The sequence below is a fragment of the Psychroflexus sp. S27 genome, from assembly GCF_002810405.1.
GTDB classification, from domain to species: Bacteria; Bacteroidota; Bacteroidia; order Flavobacteriales; family Flavobacteriaceae; genus Psychroflexus; species Psychroflexus halocasei_A.
The window spans coordinates 144202-163923 of the sequence record NZ_NEXQ01000022.1 but is presented as its reverse complement, the minus strand read 5'-3'; the positions used below and the strand labels follow the sequence as shown (position 1 = coordinate 163923).

The 19722-nt window shown below is 33.1% G+C and carries 15 protein-coding genes; 11 read left to right on the top strand and 4 right to left on the bottom strand.

The window, feature by feature from the left end; all coding sequences use genetic code 11:
• Positions 1–299: 299 nt before the first annotated feature.
• The 10 genes from CAP47_RS06395 (at position 300) to CAP47_RS06355 (ending at position 11268) form a co-directional block, all read left to right on the top strand.
• Positions 300–521 carry a hypothetical protein gene (locus CAP47_RS06395; RefSeq protein ID WP_100775879.1) on the top strand — a complete coding sequence of 74 codons (222 nt, stop codon included), beginning with the start codon at positions 300–302 and terminating at the stop codon, positions 519–521.
• 63 nt (positions 522–584) lie between these two features.
• Positions 585–1289 carry a GLPGLI family protein gene (locus CAP47_RS06390; RefSeq protein WP_192869956.1) on the top strand — a complete coding sequence of 235 codons (705 nt, stop codon included), beginning with the start codon at positions 585–587 and terminating at the stop codon, positions 1287–1289.
• A gap of 416 nt (positions 1290–1705) precedes the next feature.
• Entirely contained in the window at positions 1706–1921 is a 216-nt protein-coding gene (locus CAP47_RS12370) for a hypothetical protein (protein ID WP_192869955.1), read from the top strand.
• On the top strand, positions 1845–2609 hold the full coding sequence (locus CAP47_RS06385) for a GLPGLI family protein (protein WP_100775877.1): 765 nt from the start codon (positions 1845–1847) through the stop codon (positions 2607–2609). The genes CAP47_RS12370 and CAP47_RS06385 overlap by 77 nt, the downstream gene beginning before the upstream one ends.
• A 5-nt stretch (positions 2610–2614) precedes the next feature.
• Complete coding sequence (locus CAP47_RS06380; protein WP_100775876.1) at positions 2615–3358, top strand: GLPGLI family protein; 744 nt, start codon at positions 2615–2617, stop codon at positions 3356–3358.
• Positions 3359–3388: 30 nt separating this feature from the next.
• Positions 3389–4078 carry a GLPGLI family protein gene (locus tag CAP47_RS06375; RefSeq protein WP_100775875.1) on the top strand — a complete coding sequence of 230 codons (690 nt, stop codon included), beginning with the start codon at positions 3389–3391 and terminating at the stop codon, positions 4076–4078.
• Between the two features lie 155 nt (positions 4079–4233).
• Positions 4234–4980 (top strand): GLPGLI family protein, encoded by a 747-nt coding sequence (locus tag CAP47_RS06370; RefSeq protein ID WP_100775874.1) that lies wholly within the window; start codon positions 4234–4236, stop codon positions 4978–4980.
• A gap of 84 nt (positions 4981–5064) precedes the next feature.
• Positions 5065–7746, top strand: coding sequence for an outer membrane beta-barrel protein (locus tag CAP47_RS06365; protein ID WP_100775873.1), 2682 nt, complete (start codon positions 5065–5067; stop codon positions 7744–7746).
• A gap of 130 nt (positions 7747–7876) precedes the next feature.
• Positions 7877–9406, top strand: coding sequence for a glutamine-hydrolyzing GMP synthase (guaA, locus tag CAP47_RS06360; protein WP_100775872.1), 1530 nt, complete (start codon positions 7877–7879; stop codon positions 9404–9406).
• Between the two features lie 2 nt (positions 9407–9408).
• A complete protein-coding gene (locus CAP47_RS06355) occupies positions 9409–11268 on the top strand; it encodes a LysM peptidoglycan-binding domain-containing protein (RefSeq protein ID WP_192869952.1) in 1860 nt (619 codons plus the stop codon).
• A gap of 89 nt (positions 11269–11357) precedes the next feature.
• Here CAP47_RS06355 and CAP47_RS06350 read toward each other — a convergent pair whose 3' ends face one another.
• Both CAP47_RS06350 and mnmA read right to left on the bottom strand, forming a co-directional pair.
• Complete coding sequence (locus CAP47_RS06350; RefSeq protein ID WP_100775870.1) at positions 11358–12302, bottom strand: NAD(P)H-dependent flavin oxidoreductase; 945 nt, start codon at positions 12300–12302, stop codon at positions 11358–11360.
• A gap of 11 nt (positions 12303–12313) precedes the next feature.
• Complete coding sequence (gene mnmA / locus CAP47_RS06345; protein ID WP_238140979.1) at positions 12314–13498, bottom strand: tRNA 2-thiouridine(34) synthase MnmA; 1185 nt, start codon at positions 13496–13498, stop codon at positions 12314–12316.
• Positions 13499–13662: 164 nt separating this feature from the next.
• Between mnmA and CAP47_RS06340 the strand changes: the two genes are divergently transcribed.
• Positions 13663–15420 (top strand): fasciclin domain-containing protein, encoded by a 1758-nt coding sequence (locus tag CAP47_RS06340; RefSeq protein WP_100775868.1) that lies wholly within the window; start codon positions 13663–13665, stop codon positions 15418–15420.
• A gap of 461 nt (positions 15421–15881) precedes the next feature.
• On the opposite strand, the gene yidC is transcribed toward CAP47_RS06340, so the two are convergent.
• Both yidC and CAP47_RS06330 read right to left on the bottom strand, forming a co-directional pair.
• Entirely contained in the window at positions 15882–17783 is a 1902-nt protein-coding gene (gene yidC, locus CAP47_RS06335) for a membrane protein insertase YidC (RefSeq protein ID WP_100775867.1), read from the bottom strand.
• A 94-nt stretch (positions 17784–17877) separates the two neighbouring features.
• On the bottom strand, positions 17878–19491 hold the full coding sequence (locus CAP47_RS06330) for a CTP synthase (RefSeq protein ID WP_100775866.1): 1614 nt from the start codon (positions 19489–19491) through the stop codon (positions 17878–17880).
• Between the last annotated feature and the right edge of the window lie 231 nt (positions 19492–19722).

Sequence of the window (19722 nt, the reverse complement as noted above, 5' to 3'; positions counted from 1 at the left end):
ATAATATGATAGGTGAAACAAACTTTCGGTAAGAATTAAACTTTTAATGAACTGGATTGAAAATTAATAATTTTAACTATATCTTAATAAATATAACTTTTAACAAATTATGATTTTATAGAACGAGATAATGTTTATATGATGTTAAATAAACAAAAAAAATATATTTAGTATTTAAAGTTATCTTAAATCGTTTTTTTTAATTTAGCTGACTGTTATCAAAAAACCAAGAAATATTCTTCTAACTTTTACAAAAAGGAAACGCTTTTCAAGATGAAAAGCGCTCCACAGATAAAGACATGAAAAAGTTTTTTACAATAATCGTTTTAGGAGCGATGACGATAGGAATGAGTAGTTTCGGAATTGCTGAAGAGCAAGGAGAAGATTGTACAAAGTTAATGGACAATGTTTATGGTGCTTATCTTGATGCAGGATATGATACGGAACATTCTTTCGAATCTGCTATATCGGCATATGAGGGATGTGTTGAAAATGGCGGAAGTGAGAGTCATATTAATTAATTACTATCGCGCACACTTATAAACCAAGTTCATAAAATGGGCTTGGTTTTTCGAAATATTATTATGAAAAAATCAAATTTAATTGTTCTTGTTTTACTGCTGATATTTCAAGTTAGTTTAGCCCAAAATGAATCAGGCATAATATATTATGGACATAAAATTGGAGAAATTGCTATTGACACTTCTAAGGTTAAAAATGAAAGTGCTAAAAGTTATATTTTAAGTCAGTTTTTGCAGAAGAAAAGAATTTTATCTCAAGATAATAATGTGTATAAGCTAAGTTTTCATGAGAAACAGTCACTATTCGAGCCTATAAAAAGATTAGATAATGACGCTAATTCTTCTTATGTTAAAGCTGTGCCTGATGATAGTTTTTTTACGGATTTATCCAAAAATGAGATTTTAAGAATAACCAGTTTTTCTGGAGAAGACTACATTGTTGAGCAAAACAGTAATTTAAATTGGGAAATCACGGGTGAGCAAAAAAAGATTAATAACTATTTATGTCAAAAGGCAACTGTAATTATTGAAAACTCAATAGGTGTAAAAACCAAAGTGACAGCTTGGTTTACTAAAGATATACCTTTAAATTATGGTCCCAGAGAGTATTCAGGTTTGCCTGGATTGATTGTTGAATTAAATTTGAGAGATAACATCTATTATTTAAGAGATATTATTTTTAAAGACCTTGAAATCAATCAAGATTTTGAGGGAAAACCTGTGTCAAATAAAAAATATCAAACATTATTTGATATGTCAAAATATTAATTTTTTTTATTTGACATTATTCAATATATCCAAAAATTGGAGGCTAGCTAAGTATCGACTTTAAAACCAAACCTTACTCAGTGTCGTTTTTAATAAAATATTAGCTTTAGTGTGTCGATAAATGTGTCAAAGATGTTAAATAAACAAAAAAACATACATTTAACATTTAAAGTTATCTTAAATCGTTTTTTTTTTTTTAGGTTAGCTAACTCTAACCAAAACATATCAAATGTTCTTCTAATTAAATTAAAAAGGAAACGCTTTTCAAGATGAAAAGCGCTCCACAGATTAAGACATGAAAAATCATATCTCAAAGCAAATACAAAGTTACTGATTTTTCATGAAGATAAGGACAGCTTTTAGCTGAGATTTGGTCTAAGCGACCAAGAGAATTTAAATATTTTAAGACAAATAACATGAAAAAGTTTTTTACAATAATCGCTTTAGGAGCGATGACAATAGGAATGAGTAGTTTTGGAGTAGCAGAAGTTAGTGAAAATCAACATGATGATTGTGTAGCTAGAGCAAATTCATACGGTGATTTCATGGACGGTTATGATGGTATGGGATCATTGGGACATGCATTCAGGTATTATACAACATTTTGTGTTCAGTATCCAATCAATGGTTAATATAATTAAAATCATAAAAACTACCCTTGTATGGGTAGTTTTACTTTCCTCCACCCAAGTATTTTCTCAGTCTGGGACAGTTAAATATAATAACGAGGCGGAAATGTCATACTATTACAGTAATATAAAAGAAAATTATCCTGAAAAATTTAAGAAAATTCAACACTTTGCAACTTATGAGAAAAAGATGATGAATCTAATTAATTATAAACTCGTTTTTTCTGAACATCAATCTATTTTTAAACCTATTGTTAAGAATAATGAAGAGAAAATGATTTTAACAACTCAAAAAGAAGGAGGTGTTTATTATAAAGATTCAGTATCAAATTATTTTAATACCATTAGGCGTTCTGAAACTTTTGATGTTCAACTCGCAGAAATAAAATGGGAAATTACGAGCGATTCTAAAGAGATTTTAGGTTATAAATGCTTCAAAGCAATAGGTCATAAAATTGATATTGATTCCTCTGAATCAACTTCTAAAATAGAAGCTTGGTTTACTGAAGAAATAAATTTATCACATGGACCAATGGGAATTAATGGATTGCCTGGCTTGGTTTTGGAAGCACACTTTGATCATTATCATTTTTATGCAACTGAAATTAAATTTGAATCTCACAAAGAAATTTCCAAGCCCGTTGAAGGGAAATCAATCGACGAAAATCAATACATCAAACTTATTAGATAATTAAAATGAAAAAATTACTATTTATTTCTGGAATCATCGCACTAACTTTTCAATTTTCACAAGCTCAAAGTGCTAAAATTACTTATAAAAATGAATTAACAGCGCCAAAAGAATTGGAAGAGCTGAAAGAAAAGGATCCCAAAAAATATGAACGATATTCATTTATGATTAAAAAAATGAATGAAAGAACAAAGCAATTAAGGTATACGCTTAAATTTAATGACCAGCGATCAGAATTTAAAACAAACCCGAAGATGGCAAAAGGTGACGATGCTGTTTCAAATATGTCTATGCCACAGAGTGAATATTTTTATGACTTAAGTAACAATAAACGTTATCAAAAAAATAATATTTCGGGCAAAGAGTTCTTAATAAATAAAGAATCTATTACGTGGGAAATTTTACCTGAAACCAAAGTTATCAATGGCTACAAGGCAAGAAAAGCAGTAGCTTCTCAAATATTTTTTAGTGTAGATAGAGAAAGTGGAGAATTGAAAGGAAAAAAGCAACCAGTTACAGCGTGGTTTACCACAGAATTGCCATTTGCTTATGGACCAGAAAATTATGGAGGCTTACCGGGCTTGATTTTAGAGCTGAAAACTCAAGGAAAAAATTACAGTGTAGAGAAATTAGAAATTGATGAGGATAAAAATTTAGAAATTAAATTCCCGGATTTAAGCAATGCTTTATCAGAAAAAGAAGCAGCATCAATGATGCATAAAGCTGCTGCCAAGATGTTTGGAAGATGATAATGACGAGATAATTAAAACACATCAACAATGAGATACTTCATCATATTATTAATTTCCTTTCAGTGCTTTTCACAACAAACATTTGTGTATAAAACAAGTGCTGAAGTTGATTATAAATCTATTAAATTAGATGAAGTAAAAAAGTTAATGCGAAATGTTGAGAGTGAGTTAGGTGAAAATAAATTTATATTAAGCGTTTTAGATAATCAGTCTCAATTCTCTGTTTCTGCAGCCTTGAACAAAGATTCTCAAAATCTTCAGGCTCTAAAAATTGCAGAAGCAATGAGTTGTGTTAGTGATCAATGGTTTTATAATTCCTTTAATGGAAGTTTGTATTTACAAACCTCTTTTATGAATCAGATTTTTAATGTTCAGTTTAAAGAATTGCCAAGATGGCAGATTAAAAATGAACACAAAGTTATTGGTAAATACAAAGTAACAAAAGCAGTGACATCCAGAAAATTTATTGGATCAAATGGTGTTAAAGAAAAAGAAATTGAAGCTTGGTTTTGTAAGGATATTCCTGTTACTCATGGACCAATGGGCGCAGTAGGTTTACCAGGCTTAGTTGTTCAATTAAGACTTCAAAATACAATTTACACTTTAGACAGTGTTGAAAATACAGTAAATCCATTAAAAAAAATTAATCAAAATGAAATTATTTCCTCTGAGAAATTCTATGATTTAGTTGATGAAAAACTCCAAAATTATCGATAAAACAAAAATTTTAAAAGTGATAGTATGTTAAGTAAAACAAGCTTTCAGTAAGAATTAAGTTATGATGAACTGGATTATAAATTGATAATTTAAACTGAACATTGCGAATCTAACGGATCAGTTCCTAGTTTACCAACAGTACCTAATTAAAAATTATGTTACAAAAAATATCATTCTGCGTTTTTTTTATATTTTTTTCTTTGACCAATAAAAGCTTTAGTCAAGATTTAATTGTAGAATATCAAAAAAGTAATTTACCAGCTTTTTTAAAGATACATGATTCAATTTCACCCGATAAAAAAGGGCAATATCTCAATTTAAGGAAAAGGATAAGTAGAAATATCGGTAAGTTCAAGTATAAGCTTGAAATCGATTCTGATAATCAGACTTCACACTTTAGCGTTATTGAAAAAATGAGTGTTAATAATCAAGAGCGTTTTGATAATCAATTAAAAGGTTTCTTATATGGTCGCTTTCCTCATTTTACAAGTCTTAAAAAAGATAGTATTTTTAACGATGTCAATTACAGAGGCCAAAACTACTTTATAAGATTAGCTAACCCATATTACAATTGGGAATTAAAAAATGAAACAAAAACTATTAATGGATTTAAATGCTATTTGGCTACTGGTGAATTTATTGAAAAAGATGCTTTGTTCACGTTTGATAATAATAAAAAAGAAGTTTTACATGCTTGGTATGCGCCAGAACTTCCATCTGGTTATGGTCCATCCAGGTTTACAGGTTTGCCAGGAATGGTACTCCAAGCTGGAAATCAATATTTTGAATATTCTGTTACAAAAATTAAAGAATCAGATGTCAATGTGCAATTACCATCTAAACCATCAATAACTGAAAAACAAAAAAATAGTTTACTTAAGAAACGTTATCTTGGACAATAAATAATGCAGAATGATATTTTATTAAGACCACGAATTTATGTTTGTGGTCTGTTTTTTTAAATAAAACTATTTGATAAAATCAATATGTCAAAAAAACTCACAAGTCTCCTCATTTTTATTTTTACAATCACAGCAGTTTCCGCTCAAACTGTTCAACTCAAAGGTTTTATTACTGATAGCGTCCAGAATCCGCTGCCTAATACCAACGTGATTGCAACCTCTTTACAAGATGCCAATGCGCAGATTAAATTTAGCATCAGCAGCTCAAAAGGCGAATATAAATTACAGCTGAGCGAGAATCAGCCTTACCTTATTGAAATCACGCATTTAGGTTTTAAAAAGATTGAGGACACCATTGATTTATCAGAAGATGTCTCCAGAAATTTCATCATGCATGAAAGCACTGAATCTCTGGAGGAAATTATCATTCAACAAGAGATGGCGGTTATCGTCAAAGAAGACACCATCACTTATAAAACAGATCGATTTAAAACAGGCGAGGAAAGAAAGCTGAGAGATATTATTAAAAAGCTGCCAGGCATGGAAGTTGACCGCGAAGGTAATGTGACTGTCAACGGAAAACCTGTTACAAAATTAATGGTCGATGGCAAGGTTTTCTTTACAGGTGATGAAAAATTGGGCGTTAATAATATTCCTGCAGATGCCGTTGATGAAATTGAAGCGCTTGATAATTATAGCGAAGTTGCTTTTCTGAAAGGTTTGGAAGACAGCGACAAAATGGCGCTAAACATTAAGCTAAAAGATGGCAAAAGGAAATTTGTTTTTGGTGATGTTGAAGTCGGTGGCGGTATTGAAGATCGCTTTTTATTTTATCCTAAATTGTTTTATTACAGCCCAAAAACCGCAGTTAACGTTATCGGAGATTTTAATAACACAGGCAAGAAATCTTTTACACTTAAAGATTATCTAGATTTTGAAGGCGGTATGGCTTTGGCTCTCGAAGATCGCGAGGCTTACTCAAAATTATATAGCGATGATTTTGCACAGTTCTTAAGACAAGAAGATTTTGTTTCTAATAAAAATGATTTTGGTGCCGCCAGTCTTTCGCAAGAATTGGGCGGTAACTTTAGTTTAGACGCTTATAGTATTTTTAATAAAAGTAAATTAAGAACACAAAGCCGCGAAAATTTCGCTTACCAAACAACTGAAGCACCTGATGAACTGAGAACACAAGAAAGTGAAAATGATTTTCTTTTTAGCATTAGCAAAATAAAGTTGAGGTATGATAACAGTGACGACACAGATTTAAGAGCAAACACAAATTTTAAATACAACACAGCTGAAGCAGAATCCTTATTAAATTCTGAAGTTGGTAATGAAAACCGTTTTGTGAATACAAATGCACAACCTGAGAATTTTGAGTTTTTGCAAACTTTCAATCTTAACAAGCAATTTTCATTTAAACACACTTTAAAAGTTGAAGCAAAAATTAAAAGTGCAGACCAAACAACATCAAGACTATGGAGTTTTAATCAGCCGCTTTTTACAGATATCATTCCTTTGATTGATGAAGGAGACGATTTTAATTTGAATCAACTCAACAAGAAGCAAGTGACAAATGTAAGCCTGAATGCCAAGCATTATTGGGTTTTAGCCGACTTTCATCATATTTATCCTATCGTGAATCTTGATTATTTTAATTTTGATTTTAGCACACTTGATGAGCAACTTCTCAATGACGGCAGCGTCAATAGTTTTGAGTCTGCAGGTTTTAATAACCAAATGGATTTTGAATTGTTTAAAGCTGGACTTGGTTTTCAGTACAAAACCCAAATCGGGAATCTGGTTTTAAGACCAGGTTTAGTTGTCCAGAATTACAACTGGAATATTTCACAGTTTGATGAAGAGTTGATCAATTCACAAACGGCAGTTTTATTACCCGAATTTTTTGCTGAATACAAGTTTAAAAATTCAGCAAAGCTTAAACTGAAGTATAATCGTCACACAGGATTTGGCAATCATACGAATTATGCCAACCGTTTAAGCTTACAAAGTTTTAATCAAATTTCACGTGGTAATGAAAATCTTGAAAACCAGATTTTTCACCAAGCAAGCCTGTTTTACAGTCACTTCAGCATGTTTAAAGGCATGTTTTATAACTTGGGCTTAACATATTTGCGTAAAGAAAACAGCATCACTCGCCAAACAGAAATTGAAGGCATTGACCAGATCAGTACAAGTATTTTAACCGATTTGCCAGAAGACAGATATTCATTTAATGCTGGCGTTTCAAAGCGCATCCCGAATTTTACTATTTCTTTAAATGGAAATGCGAGTCTATCAGAATATTCAAGAATTATTAATGATGAAGTTTTTGATTATGAAAACATCAGTTTTGCTTACCGTGCAAGTGTACGAACACGCTTTAAAGATTTACCAAATATTGATGTTGGCGTGAATCAGAATTTTTCTCAATTGCATTCAAACACCATTGAAAACGACTTTAGCATCCTGTCGCCTTATGCAAATTTAGAATATGATTTTGGTAATTTCATTTTTGACTTCAATTACGATTACAATTATTTTAAAAACCAAACAACAGGCGATGCCAACCGTTTTGAAATGGCAGATGCATCTTTGTTTTACGGAAAAGAATCTTCAGCTTGGGGTTTTGAGCTCAATGCGACCAATTTATTTAATATCGATTTTAAAAGACAAAATTCAGTCAATGAGTTTATTGTGACTGATCGTAAAACTTTTATACAACCGAGGATTGTGATGTTTAAAGTGATTTATAAATTATAAGATCTCAGAATTTTTCAAAACTTCAACTTTTCAAGAAATTTAAAATAATTTTCAGATTGAAATCTTGATTTGAATGGATAAAAGTGTCAACTTTGTGAGCTAATTTAGCCTCATTTTTTTACTTTTGTCCATGCAAAAAAACGTACTTATCTTAGACTTCGGATCGCAGTACACACAGCTTATCGCTAGGCGTGTGCGTGAATTAAACATCTATTGCGAAATCCATCCCTTCAACAAAATCCCTGAAGATTTAAAAGAATTTAAAGCCATTATTTTATCAGGAAGCCCGTTTTCTGTTCTTAATCCTGAAGCGCCTCAACCTGATTTAAGCCAAATCAAAGGTCAGTTTCCTTTATTAGGTGTTTGTTTTGGTGCGCAGTTTATGGCGCATAATTATGGCGGTGAAGTGGCTTCATCAAACACAAGAGAGTTTGGTAGAGCCAATTTGAATTTTATAAAAGAAGACTCTGATCTTTTTCAAAATATCGATGAACATTCACAAGTGTGGATGTCACACAGTGATAGCATCAAAGCTTTGCCTGATAATTTTGAATGCATTGCGAGTACTTTTGAAGTCAAAAATGCAGCTTACAAAATAAAAGGTGAGCAAACTTACGGCATCCAATTTCATCCAGAAGTTTACCATTCAACAGATGGGAAACAGCTTCTCGAAAACTTTTTAGTCAATATTGCTGAGGTGCCGCAAACCTGGACACCAGCAAAATTTGCTGACATGACAATTGCCAGCTTAAAAGAAGAAATCGGTGATGATAAAGTTGTTTTAGGCTTAAGTGGTGGCGTTGATTCTACTGTGGCAGCAACACTTTTGCATCAAGCTATTGGCAAAAATCTTTATTGTATTTTTGTAAATAATGGTTTACTAAGAAAAAATGAATTTGAATCAGTTCTCGATCAGTACAAACACATGGGTCTGAACGTGAAAGGCGTTGATGCTTCTGATTATTTCTTAGATAAATTAGCAGGCGTTTCTGATCCTGAGAAAAAAAGAAAAATAATCGGGAATGCTTTTATTGATATTTTTGATCAAGAAGCTGGTGATATTACAAATGTGACCTATCTTGCTCAAGGCACAATTTATCCTGACGTGATTGAATCTGTTTCTGTCAACGGGCCTTCAGCGACAATTAAATCTCACCATAATGTCGGTGGTTTACCTGACTTTATGAAATTGAAAATTGTTGAACCTTTACGTATGCTTTTTAAAGATGAAGTAAGACGCGTAGGTGCAGAGTTAGGGATTGATGCAAAGTTATTAGGGCGTCATCCTTTCCCAGGACCAGGATTAGCGATCAGAATTTTAGGTGATATTACCAAAGAAAAAGTACGTGTCATTCAAGAAGTTGATGCTGTATTTATACAAGCACTTCGCGATTGGGATTTATATGAAAAAGTATGGCAGGCAGGCGCAATCTTGTTGCCCATTGATTCAGTTGGCGTAATGGGAGACGAGCGAACTTATGAAAAAGTTGTAGCTTTAAGAGCCGTTGAATCGACTGATGGAATGACGGCAGATTGGGTAGATTTGCCTTATAAATTTTTACAAACTGTTTCTAACACAATAATAAATAAGGTTAAAGGCGTTAATAGAGTGGTGTACGACATCAGTTCAAAACCACCAGCAACAATTGAATGGGAATAATTATGAGAATCTTAATCATATCTTTAATCTTCGCTGTTTTTAGTTTCACGGCATCTGCACAAAAGTTCTCGACTTATACTGTAGAAGATCAGCAAGATTTAAAAACTGTCGCTCAAAAATTTGATGTTTCTGTCACAGATATTTTAAATTTTAATCCAGATATTTCACGCTATAAAAAGCTTGAAGGCGAAACATTAGTCATTCCATTATCTGATGCTGAAGACAATATATCGCGTTTTGAATCTTATGAAGTTGAGCCAAAAGAAACTTTATACAGTATTTCAAAAACATATCAAGTAGAGGTTGAAACGATTATTAGATATAATCCATTTCTGAAAACACGCGAGTTGAATTCTGCTGATGTTTTGGAAATTCCGATTTTAAAAAGACCGACAGATATTTCAAACCAGAGTGTTAAAAACTCAACTTTCTCAAATTTGAAACACTTGGTGCAGCCAAAAGAAACAAAATATGGCATTGCTAAAGATTATGGATTAACGGTTGAAGAATTAGAAGCACTTAATCCTGATGCTGATGTCATTCATCCTGGAGATTATTTAATTATCGAAAGAAAGAAAGAGGAAACACCAGAATTACCTGAGTCTAAAGAATATAAATATGTCAAAGTCGATTCAGAATCCGACTTAGATGCTTTGCAGAAAAGCTTTAAAGTCACAGATGATTTGATTTCAAAACTCAACCCAGCTTATCAATATACAGGGGTTGGCAATGGGATTGTTCTGAAGCTTCCAGCTGATGCAAAAGGAAAAGACAAACGCTTGGATTTAAGCAGTAATTTTTCAGATCCATCTCAGAAAAAGATAGGCTTATTTCTTCCTTTTAACTTGGAAAAATTTAAAGCTAGCGAAAAAACAATGGAAGAAGAATTGATAGATAATCGTATTTCTCGTATTGCTATCGATTTATATGAAGGTGCTTTGGCAGCTGTCGATTCTGCTCAAAAATTAGGAATCAATGTTGATTTACGAACTTTTGATACTGGGATGAGCGCAGAAGGTATGCAAAAAGTGATTGATGACAATAATCTCATGCAGCTTCAAGCAGCGATTGGTCCTGTGATTCAACCTAATGTAAGAAAGTTAAGTCAACATTTATCAAAAGATTCGATTCCTGTTATTTTGCCAATTACTGAAGCTTCTATGTCAGGAACTCAAATTTTTAACTCTTTGCCAAGTCGAGCTTTAAAAGAAGAAATGATCACGACTTATATCCATCAGAATATAACGGATGATGTTAATTTAAGCTTGCTTTCTGATGCTGGAAATAATCATTTCAAGCAAGTCATCGATAGAACTTTTCCAGGAACAAAACACGTACGTATGAGCGAATCTTATTTGCAAATGAAAGAAGTTGGCAGCGTTTTGCAAAAGGGAAAAACCAATTGGTTTATCCTCGATACTGATAAAATTGGCATCGCGGAGTCAACTGTTTCTTTTCTTGAAAGCTACAGAAAAAAAGGTTACGATATCAAATTGATGATGCCGTCAAAATCGGCTTTAAGAGATGATATTTCAAATACATATTTGTCTAACTTGAAATTGCTTTATACAGATTCAAATTATGATGTTTCTGAATACAAATTGAAAGGTGGTGATGATATTTTAAAATCAAAATACTTCTTACGTGGTTTTGATGTCACAATGGATGTCATTTTAAGATTGGCTTATGTTGGTGATTTTTATGATGCTGTCAAGCTTGACGGTTTTACAGAATATTACCAAAATAAATTTCAATATCAATATGATGTTTTTGAAAAGATTTATCGCAATACCGCAGTTTATTTAATCGAATACCAAGATGACTTAAAGCTTAATGTGATTGAGCTTTTACCTCAAGAGTAGATAAGGCATATTTTTAAAATATCTAGCAATTAAAAAAGGTCTCATTCGTTAAATGAGACCTTTTTTCAGGTATAAATTTTATTGAAAATTTAAAGTTTAGCAACTCTTTCTTTAGCTTCTTCAAACTCTGACATGATATTATTGACAATATCTGCAGCGGGAAGAATATCAGAAATCAAGCCTGAAATTTGACCAATTTCAAGTTCACCTTCTTCTAAATCACCTTCAAACATGCCTTTCTTCGCTCTTGCACGACCTAGAAGTTTTATCAATTGTTCCTTAGTTGGCGTTTGTTGATACAATTCTTGAACATCATAAAAGAATTTGTTTTTTAATAATCTCACTGGCGCCAATTCTTTTAATGTCAATTGTGTGTCGCCTTCTTTAGCCTTGACAACTTCATTTTTAAAATTAATATGTGATGAAGCTTCATGAGAAGCGACAAAACGTGTTCCGACTTGTACAGCTTCAGCACCTAATATCATCGTTGCAAGCATCGCATCGCCATTGGCAATTCCTCCAGCAGCAATCACAGGAATATTGAGCTCTTTTGTAATCATCGGAATTAAGGTCAATGTTGTTGTTTCGTCACGACCGTTATGTCCGCCAGCTTCAAAACCTTCAGTAACAACGGCATCAACACCAGCTGCTTCAGCTTTTAAACCAAATTTGACACTGCTCACCACATGCACAACTTTAATGTTATGATCTTGTAAATGCTTTGTCCAGGTTTTTGGATTTCCAGCTGAGGTAAAAACGATTTCAACGCCTTCCTCAATAATGATTTCCATGATCTTTTCAATATCAGGGTAGAGCATAGGGACGTTGACAGCAAAAGGTTGGTCAGTTGCTTTTTTGCATTTTTGGATGTGTTCTCGTAAAACATCAGGATACATCGATCCTGCACCAATGATTCCTAAAGCGCCAGCATTACTCGCTGCACTTGCGAGCTTCCAACCACTAGCCCAAATCATTCCTGCTTGAATCAACGGATATTTTATATTGAATAATTCTGTAATTCTGTTGTTCTGCATTTGACTTTAATTTAAGCAATCACGCCAGAGCCAAGTAATTCGTCACCTTGATACCAAGCGACAAATTGTCCTTCAGTAATTGCAGATTGATTGTTTTCAAAGATAACAAATAGACTATCTTTTGTTTGATGTAAAGTGGCTTTTTCAAGCGGTTGACGATAACGTATTCTTGCCTGAACTTCCATTATTTCGCCTTCTTTAAGTTTTAAATCTTCACGAATCCAATGTATATCATTAGCTTTAACTTCTAAACCACGTTTGAGTAAGCCTGGATGATCTTTACCTTGTCCAGTATAAATAATATTTTCTTTAACGTCAGTATCAATCACAAAAAGTGGTTCTTTGGTTCCGCCTACAGCTAAACCTTTACGCTGACCTTTTGTAAAGAAATGCGCGCCATCATGCGTTGCAACAACTTTACCATCAGATTTTTGATACTTTATTTTCTGGCTTAATTTATAAATGTCGTCAGAAGTATCATTTTCCTTTTTGTTATTATATAAAGGACTGTCAGCAGGAATTTCAACGATATCACCTTTTTTAGGTTTGAGCTGTTGTTGTAAAAAATCAGGTAATCTTACTTTACCTATAAAACATAAACCTTGTGAATCTTTTTTATCGGCAGTGATCAAATCCTGCTCAGCTGCAATTCGTCGTACTTCAGATTTTTGAAGATCACCAACAGGGAATAAAGCTTTTGACAATTGTTCTTGAGAAATTTGACATAAAAAGTATGATTGATCTTTATTTCCATCTTTTCCTGCCAAAAGTTGATATTTCTTTTCACCATCGACTTCAATTTCTTCCTTTCTACAATAATGTCCAGTTGCAACATAATCAGCACCCAATGATTCAGCAATTTTCAGAAATTCATCAAATTTAATTTCTCGATTACAGAGAACATCTGGATTAGGTGTTCGTCCGTTTTCATATTCTGAAAACATATAATCGACAATTTTCTTTTTGTATTCTTTGCTTAAATCGACCGTTTGAAATGGTATCCCTAATTTTTCAGCAACCAACATCGCATCATTACTATCTTCTAGCCAAGGACATTCGTCACTGATTGTTACTGAATCGTCATGCCAGTTTTTCATAAAAAGACCGATGACTTCATAACCTTGCTGTTGACATAAATAAGCCGTGACACTAGAATCAACACCGCCACTTAAACCAACAACGACTCTCTTTTTCATATTCTTTAAATCTTGTTGCAAAAATAACAAATTGAGTAATGAACTGAGGTTACCATTATCGTAATTTTAATAATTTCGTTTTGTTTAATGAAAATTAACAAAGATTAAACAAGATTAAAGAATGAAGTTTTTATTTTTACCCTGAACAAAAAAAATCAACTATCATGATTAAAAGATTTATTTTATTATTTTCCGTCATTTTGCTCGCTTCTTGTAGCGATGACGACGATGCAGGACAGCCTGTAGTCGAGGAATTTACAACATTTGAAACAATTGCTAATAGTCCAGATCATGAAATGCTTGAACAAGCGTTGTTAGATACTGGTTTAGATCAGGTTTTGGATTCAGATATATTTACAGTATTTGCACCAACTGATGCAGCTTTTGGAAATATTGATGTGAGTGGATTGTCAACTGACGATTTAAAAAACGTTTTATTGAATCATGTTATTACTGGTGCAGCGATGTCAACTGATCTTACAAACGGATATATTGACACGAATGCTAAAAATTCAGATAATGACATCATTAATATGCATGTCAGTACTGACGGAGGCGTCACTTTAAATGGTATGTCTTCAGTCATAACTGCAGATGTTACAGCTTCTAATGGTGTTGTGCATATTGTTGATGAAGTCATTACGATTCCTTCGGTTGCAACTTTTGCAACAGCTGACAATAATTTCACTGGATTAGTTGCTGCATTAACTAGAGAAAGTAGTTTTACTTTTGTTGATGTTTTAAGCAGTAATGATTCTCCTGCACCTTTTACAGTATTTGCACCAACAAATGCAGCTTTTAGTGACTTTTTAGATGAGTTAGGTTTAACTTCTTTAGCAGATGTGCCAACTTCAGCCTTAGAAGCGACTTTAAACTCACATGTAATTGCAGGAGCCAATGTTCGTTCTGAAGACCTAACAGATGGTACAGTAAATACTTTAGGTGATCCTATTGAAATTGATGCTGAAAATGCTGTGATCACTGATCAAAATGGAAGAATGATCAACATTACTGTGACTGATGTTCAAGCAGGAAATGGTGTTATTCACGTGATTGATAAAGTTATTGCTCCTGATAATGTTATAGAAACAACTTATGAAATTATTTCAGAAAGCCCTGATCATACAGTTTTAGCACAAGCATTGATGGATGCTGATTTGGTTTCTGCTTTAAATTCAGATGAGTTTACTGTATTTGCTCCAACTGATTCGGCTTTTGGAAATATTGATATTTCTGGTTTATCTGCTGAAGAAGTTAAAAATATATTGATGAATCATGTTGTTGCTGGAACAAATATGTCAGCAGACTTATCTAATATGTATGTCAATACTTTAGCTACAGAAACAATTTCAGGTGATGCTAATAATTTGAGTTTATACATTAATATAGATAGTGGTGTAATGTTGAACGGAATGTCAACAGTGACAGTTGCTGATTTAGAGGCGACAAATGGCGTTGTGCACGTTGTTGATGAAGTCATTACAATTCCTGATGTGACAACTTTTGCAACAGCTGATCCTAACTTTTCAATTTTAGTTGATGCCTTAACACGTGAATCTAGCTTCACTTACGTGAACACATTAAGTAGCTTTGATTCTCCAGCACCATTTACAGTATTTGCACCAACCAATGATGCTTTTGTAGATGTGTTAGGTGAATTAAATTTTGCCTCACTTAATGATATTCCTACAGCAACTTTAGAAGCAACCTTAAATACTCATGTTGTTGCTGGTGCTAATGTCACATCGAACACAATCTCTTCTGGAGTTGTACAAACTTTAGGTGACGATATTACTTTAGATGCTGCAGGAGGAACAATTGAAGATCCTAATGGAAGAACTTCTACAATTGTAAAATTTGATGTTCAAGCTGGTAACGGTGTTATCCATGCGATTGATACAGTTCTATTACCAGAATTATAAGCATTTGTAATTCTATAAAATTTTAAATTGAATTAAACCGTCTCATTACTTTTAATGAGACGGTTTTTTTTTGAAATTGATTATGATGAGTTTCTTTTCTCTTTTTATTCGAGATAATGTATTTGTTTATTTAAGAAATCACTGTTAGTTGTATAAGCTAATACTTCTTTGAATTAATTCTCATTATGAGTTAATGTAAAAGAAATATCAATGCGTATTAACTTCATATTGAGTCCATGTTTTTATGATAAATATTGGACTTACCATGGAGTGATAGTGGACTCACCATGGAATCATGTTAATGCTGAATTCCTTAAGCATCTCTTATTCTAAACTTATAAAATGATTAATTTACTTTGATATTTGTATTTATAATCGAATGCTTGAAGTCATAATTTAAAAAAAGCTGTCTCAAATAAATGAGACAGCTTTTTATTTTTCTAGTTTTATAAACAAGAATTTTACTTCTTCTTATTCTGCTTTTGCTGCTCTTCCGCTTGTGCCATAATATCTTGAAACTTACGTGCAAACTTACCTTTCTTTTTAGGTTTCTTTTTTTTCTGTTCAATCTTCGCATGGATTTTCTTTTCATCAACAATCACATGTTTAATGACAAGCATAATTCCGATGGTAATTAAATTAGAGATGAAATAATATAATGATAATCCACTCGCATAATTGTTAAAGAAAACAAGCATAAATAGAGGAGATAAATACATGATAAATTTCATGTTTGGCATCCCTGGTTGCTGTGCTTGTTGCATATTTTGACCAGTGGTCATTGTCATGTAAATGAAAATTGCAACAGATGCTAAAATCGGGAATAAACTCACGTGATTTCCGTAAATCCACGAGATTAAAGGAATATTAGCATCCCATTCAAAAATAACATCATAACTCGATAAATCTTCAGCCCATAAAAAGCTTTTTTGACGTAAATCAAAAGCACTCGGGAAGAATTGGAATAAAGCATAGAAAACTGGTATCTGAAGTAGGGCAGGAATACAGCCCGCTAACGGACTCACGCCAGTTTTACTGTAAAGCTTCATTGTTTCTTGCTGCTTTTTCATCGCATTGTCCTCGTACTTTTTATTAATCTCATTGATCTCAGGACGTAAAACTTTCATTTTAGCTTGAGATAAGTATGATTTATAAGTGACGGGAGAAAGCACTATTCTTACCATAATTGTCATCACAATAATCGCAAGACCATAATTCCCTAAAGTACTGCTTAAAAAGCCGAATAATGGAATAAAGACATATTTGTTAATCCACCCGAATATTCCCCAACCCGTCGGAACAATTTCATCTAAATTCTTTTCATAAGTTGTCAGTAACTGATAATCTGCTGGTCCAAAATAAAGATTCATGTTTTCAGAAAACTCGTTGTTGTTGAGTTTTAATGGAATATCGGCTACAAATCTTTTTGTGTAAAGCGTGTCAACCTGCTCGTCTTGAACAAGGTTGTATGAAGTAAATTTCCCTTTTTCAAAAGAATTATCAGTTAATAATATCGTTGTAAAGAAGTGCTGTTTAAAAGCAAACCAATCAATTTTATTGCCTTCCTCACTTGCTTCATCACCTTGACCTGTGTAGTCGTCCTTGCCATCTTCATACTGAAAAACAATTTCTGTATATCTGTTTTCATAAGAGATACTTTTTGCTCGACGATAAGCTTTTAAGTCCCAAGTTAAATCAGCTTTATTGCTATTGATAACATTATTAAGACCTTGAGATCTTAAAGTGAAATCAAGCATATAATCTTTTGGCTTTAATGTGTAGGCAAACTCCAGATATTCGCTTTCAGAAGTTTTAGCACGCATCATCAATTTCTGAGAATCTCCGACCTCTGTAAGTTCAGGGATAAACATTAAATCTTTGGTTTCGATGTTACGATTATCGTTCGTCTGAAATTTAATGTTAAACTCAGAGTTCCCATCCTTAACAAGGTAAACAGGTTTCCCGTCAAAAGTGTTATGTTCTTTTAATTCGGCAGAAACAACTTGTCCACCTCTATTGGCAACTGTAATTTTGACAACCTCATTCTCAAAAGTTGTTGTTTCTTGCTCCAATTTTTGTGCTTCAACAACAGAGTAACCAAAAGCACCATATTGTTGTTGCGCCATGCTTAGTGCCAAAGAATCATTTCCATTTGCAGTAAGTTGGCTTGTTTCCTTTTGTTGAGATAAGTCTGGTTTTTCTACTTCAGTTTGTTTGTCATCAGTAGTGACTTCTGTATTTGTTTGTTCATTAACTTCTTTTGGAGCTTCTTCAGGTCTAAAGTACAACCATGAGAGTAAAATAGCACCAATCAACAAAAAGCCAATGATCGAATTTTTATCAAAATTTCCTTTTTCTTCCATTACCTATATAATCACGAATGTTTAAAAATTTTTTTGCAAAAGTCCGTAAATTGTTTGACTTAGGCTTATAAAACAATAATTTTTGTCAAATTAATTATTCTTTTTCTGTATTGAATTTTTTCGCAGCTTCAACAAATGCCATAAAAAGGGGATGCGGATTTGAAACTGTACTTTTATATTCTGGATGAAATTGAACGCCAACAAAGAAAGGATGATCTTCCAATTCAATAGTTTCAACTAAATCTGTTTCTTTATTTCGACCCGAGCAAATCATACCCTTTTCTTCAAGCTGATCGACATATTTATTATTGACTTCATAGCGATGGCGGTGTCTTTCGCTAATGTTTTGTGATTGATAAATTTCAGCGAGTTTAGAGCCTTCTCTCAATTCACAATCCCAAGCGCCTAATCGCATGGTACCACCCATATCAACAATTTTTTTCTGATCATCCATAATATCTATGACAGGATGCGGCGTGTTTTTGTCCATTTCAGTGGAATTGGCATTCTCTAGATTAAGGACATTTCTAGCAAATTCTATAATAGCCATTTGCATCCCCAAACAGATGCCAAAAAAAGGAATTTGATGTTCTCTTGCGTATTTAACAGCCTCTATTTTTCCTTGAATGCCGCGTTCTCCAAAACCTGGAGCAACCAAAATACCATCTAGCGATTTGATGATTTCAGTGTTGTCATCCATAAATTCAGAATGAATGCTGATTGTTTCAATTTTCACATCATTGTAAGCACCTGCATGTATGAAAGCCTCTAAAATTGATTTATAAGAATCTTGTAATTCTACATATTTTCCAACCAGACCAATTTTTAGTGTCGTTTTTGCATTTTTTAATCTTGACAAAAATGAATTCCATTGTTTTAAATCTGGTTCTTGTTTATTCGGTAATTTCAATTTTTCAAGCGCAATCACATCTAAACCTTCTTCAACCATCAGATTCGGAACATCGTAAATTGTGTCTGCATCTATAGATTCTATAACAGCCTCTTGTTTGACATTGCAAAACAAGGCAAGTTTTTTGCGTATATCTTCTCCGATGTGATGCTCTGTTCTGCACACAAGAATTTCTGGTGAAATACCGCTTTCCATCAATGTTTTGACGCTGTGTTGCGTTGGTTTTGTTTTGAGTTCTCCAGCCGCAGATAGATAAGGGATCAAGGTTAAGTGAATTATCAATGCATTGTTGTCACCGAGTTCCCATTTGAGTTGTCGTACAGCTTCAATGTATGGTAATGATTCAATATCGCCGACAGTTCCACCAATTTCAGTCAAGACAATATCATAATCACCGCTTTCGCCTAAGATTTTAATACGATCTTTGATTTCATTTGTAATATGAGGGATGACTTGAACGGTTTTGCCCAAATATTCGCCACGTCTTTCTTTATTGATCACGCTTTGGTAAATACGTCCGGTTGTCACACTATTAGCCTGAGAGGTGTTAACGTTAAGAAAGCGCTCGTAATGCCCAAGGTCAAGATCGGTTTCTGCACCATCTTCTGTGACAAAGCATTCACCATGTTCATAAGGGTTAAGCGTTCCTGGATCAATATTAATATAAGGATCTAGCTTCTGGATTGTGGTTTTATAACCTCGTGCTTGAAGAAGTTTTGCTAAAGAAGCGGCGATTATTCCTTTCCCGAGAGACGAAGAAACACCACCTGTGACAAAAATATATTTTGTTTCGGCCATCGTGTTGAAATTATGTCATTACGGGAGGCAAAAATACCAATTAATTTCGAGGTTTCAACAATTTTAAAATGCATTTTCTAAAAATATAATTCAAGAAGATTTTAGATTTGTTTTAGCTTATTTTTTAGTTTTTAGGGAATTATTGAGATTAAAATACAGCTTTTGGTTGTGTCTATCTATTGTAGTTTAGACCTATTCATGAAATTGATTTTAAATCTTATCAATTCCCCT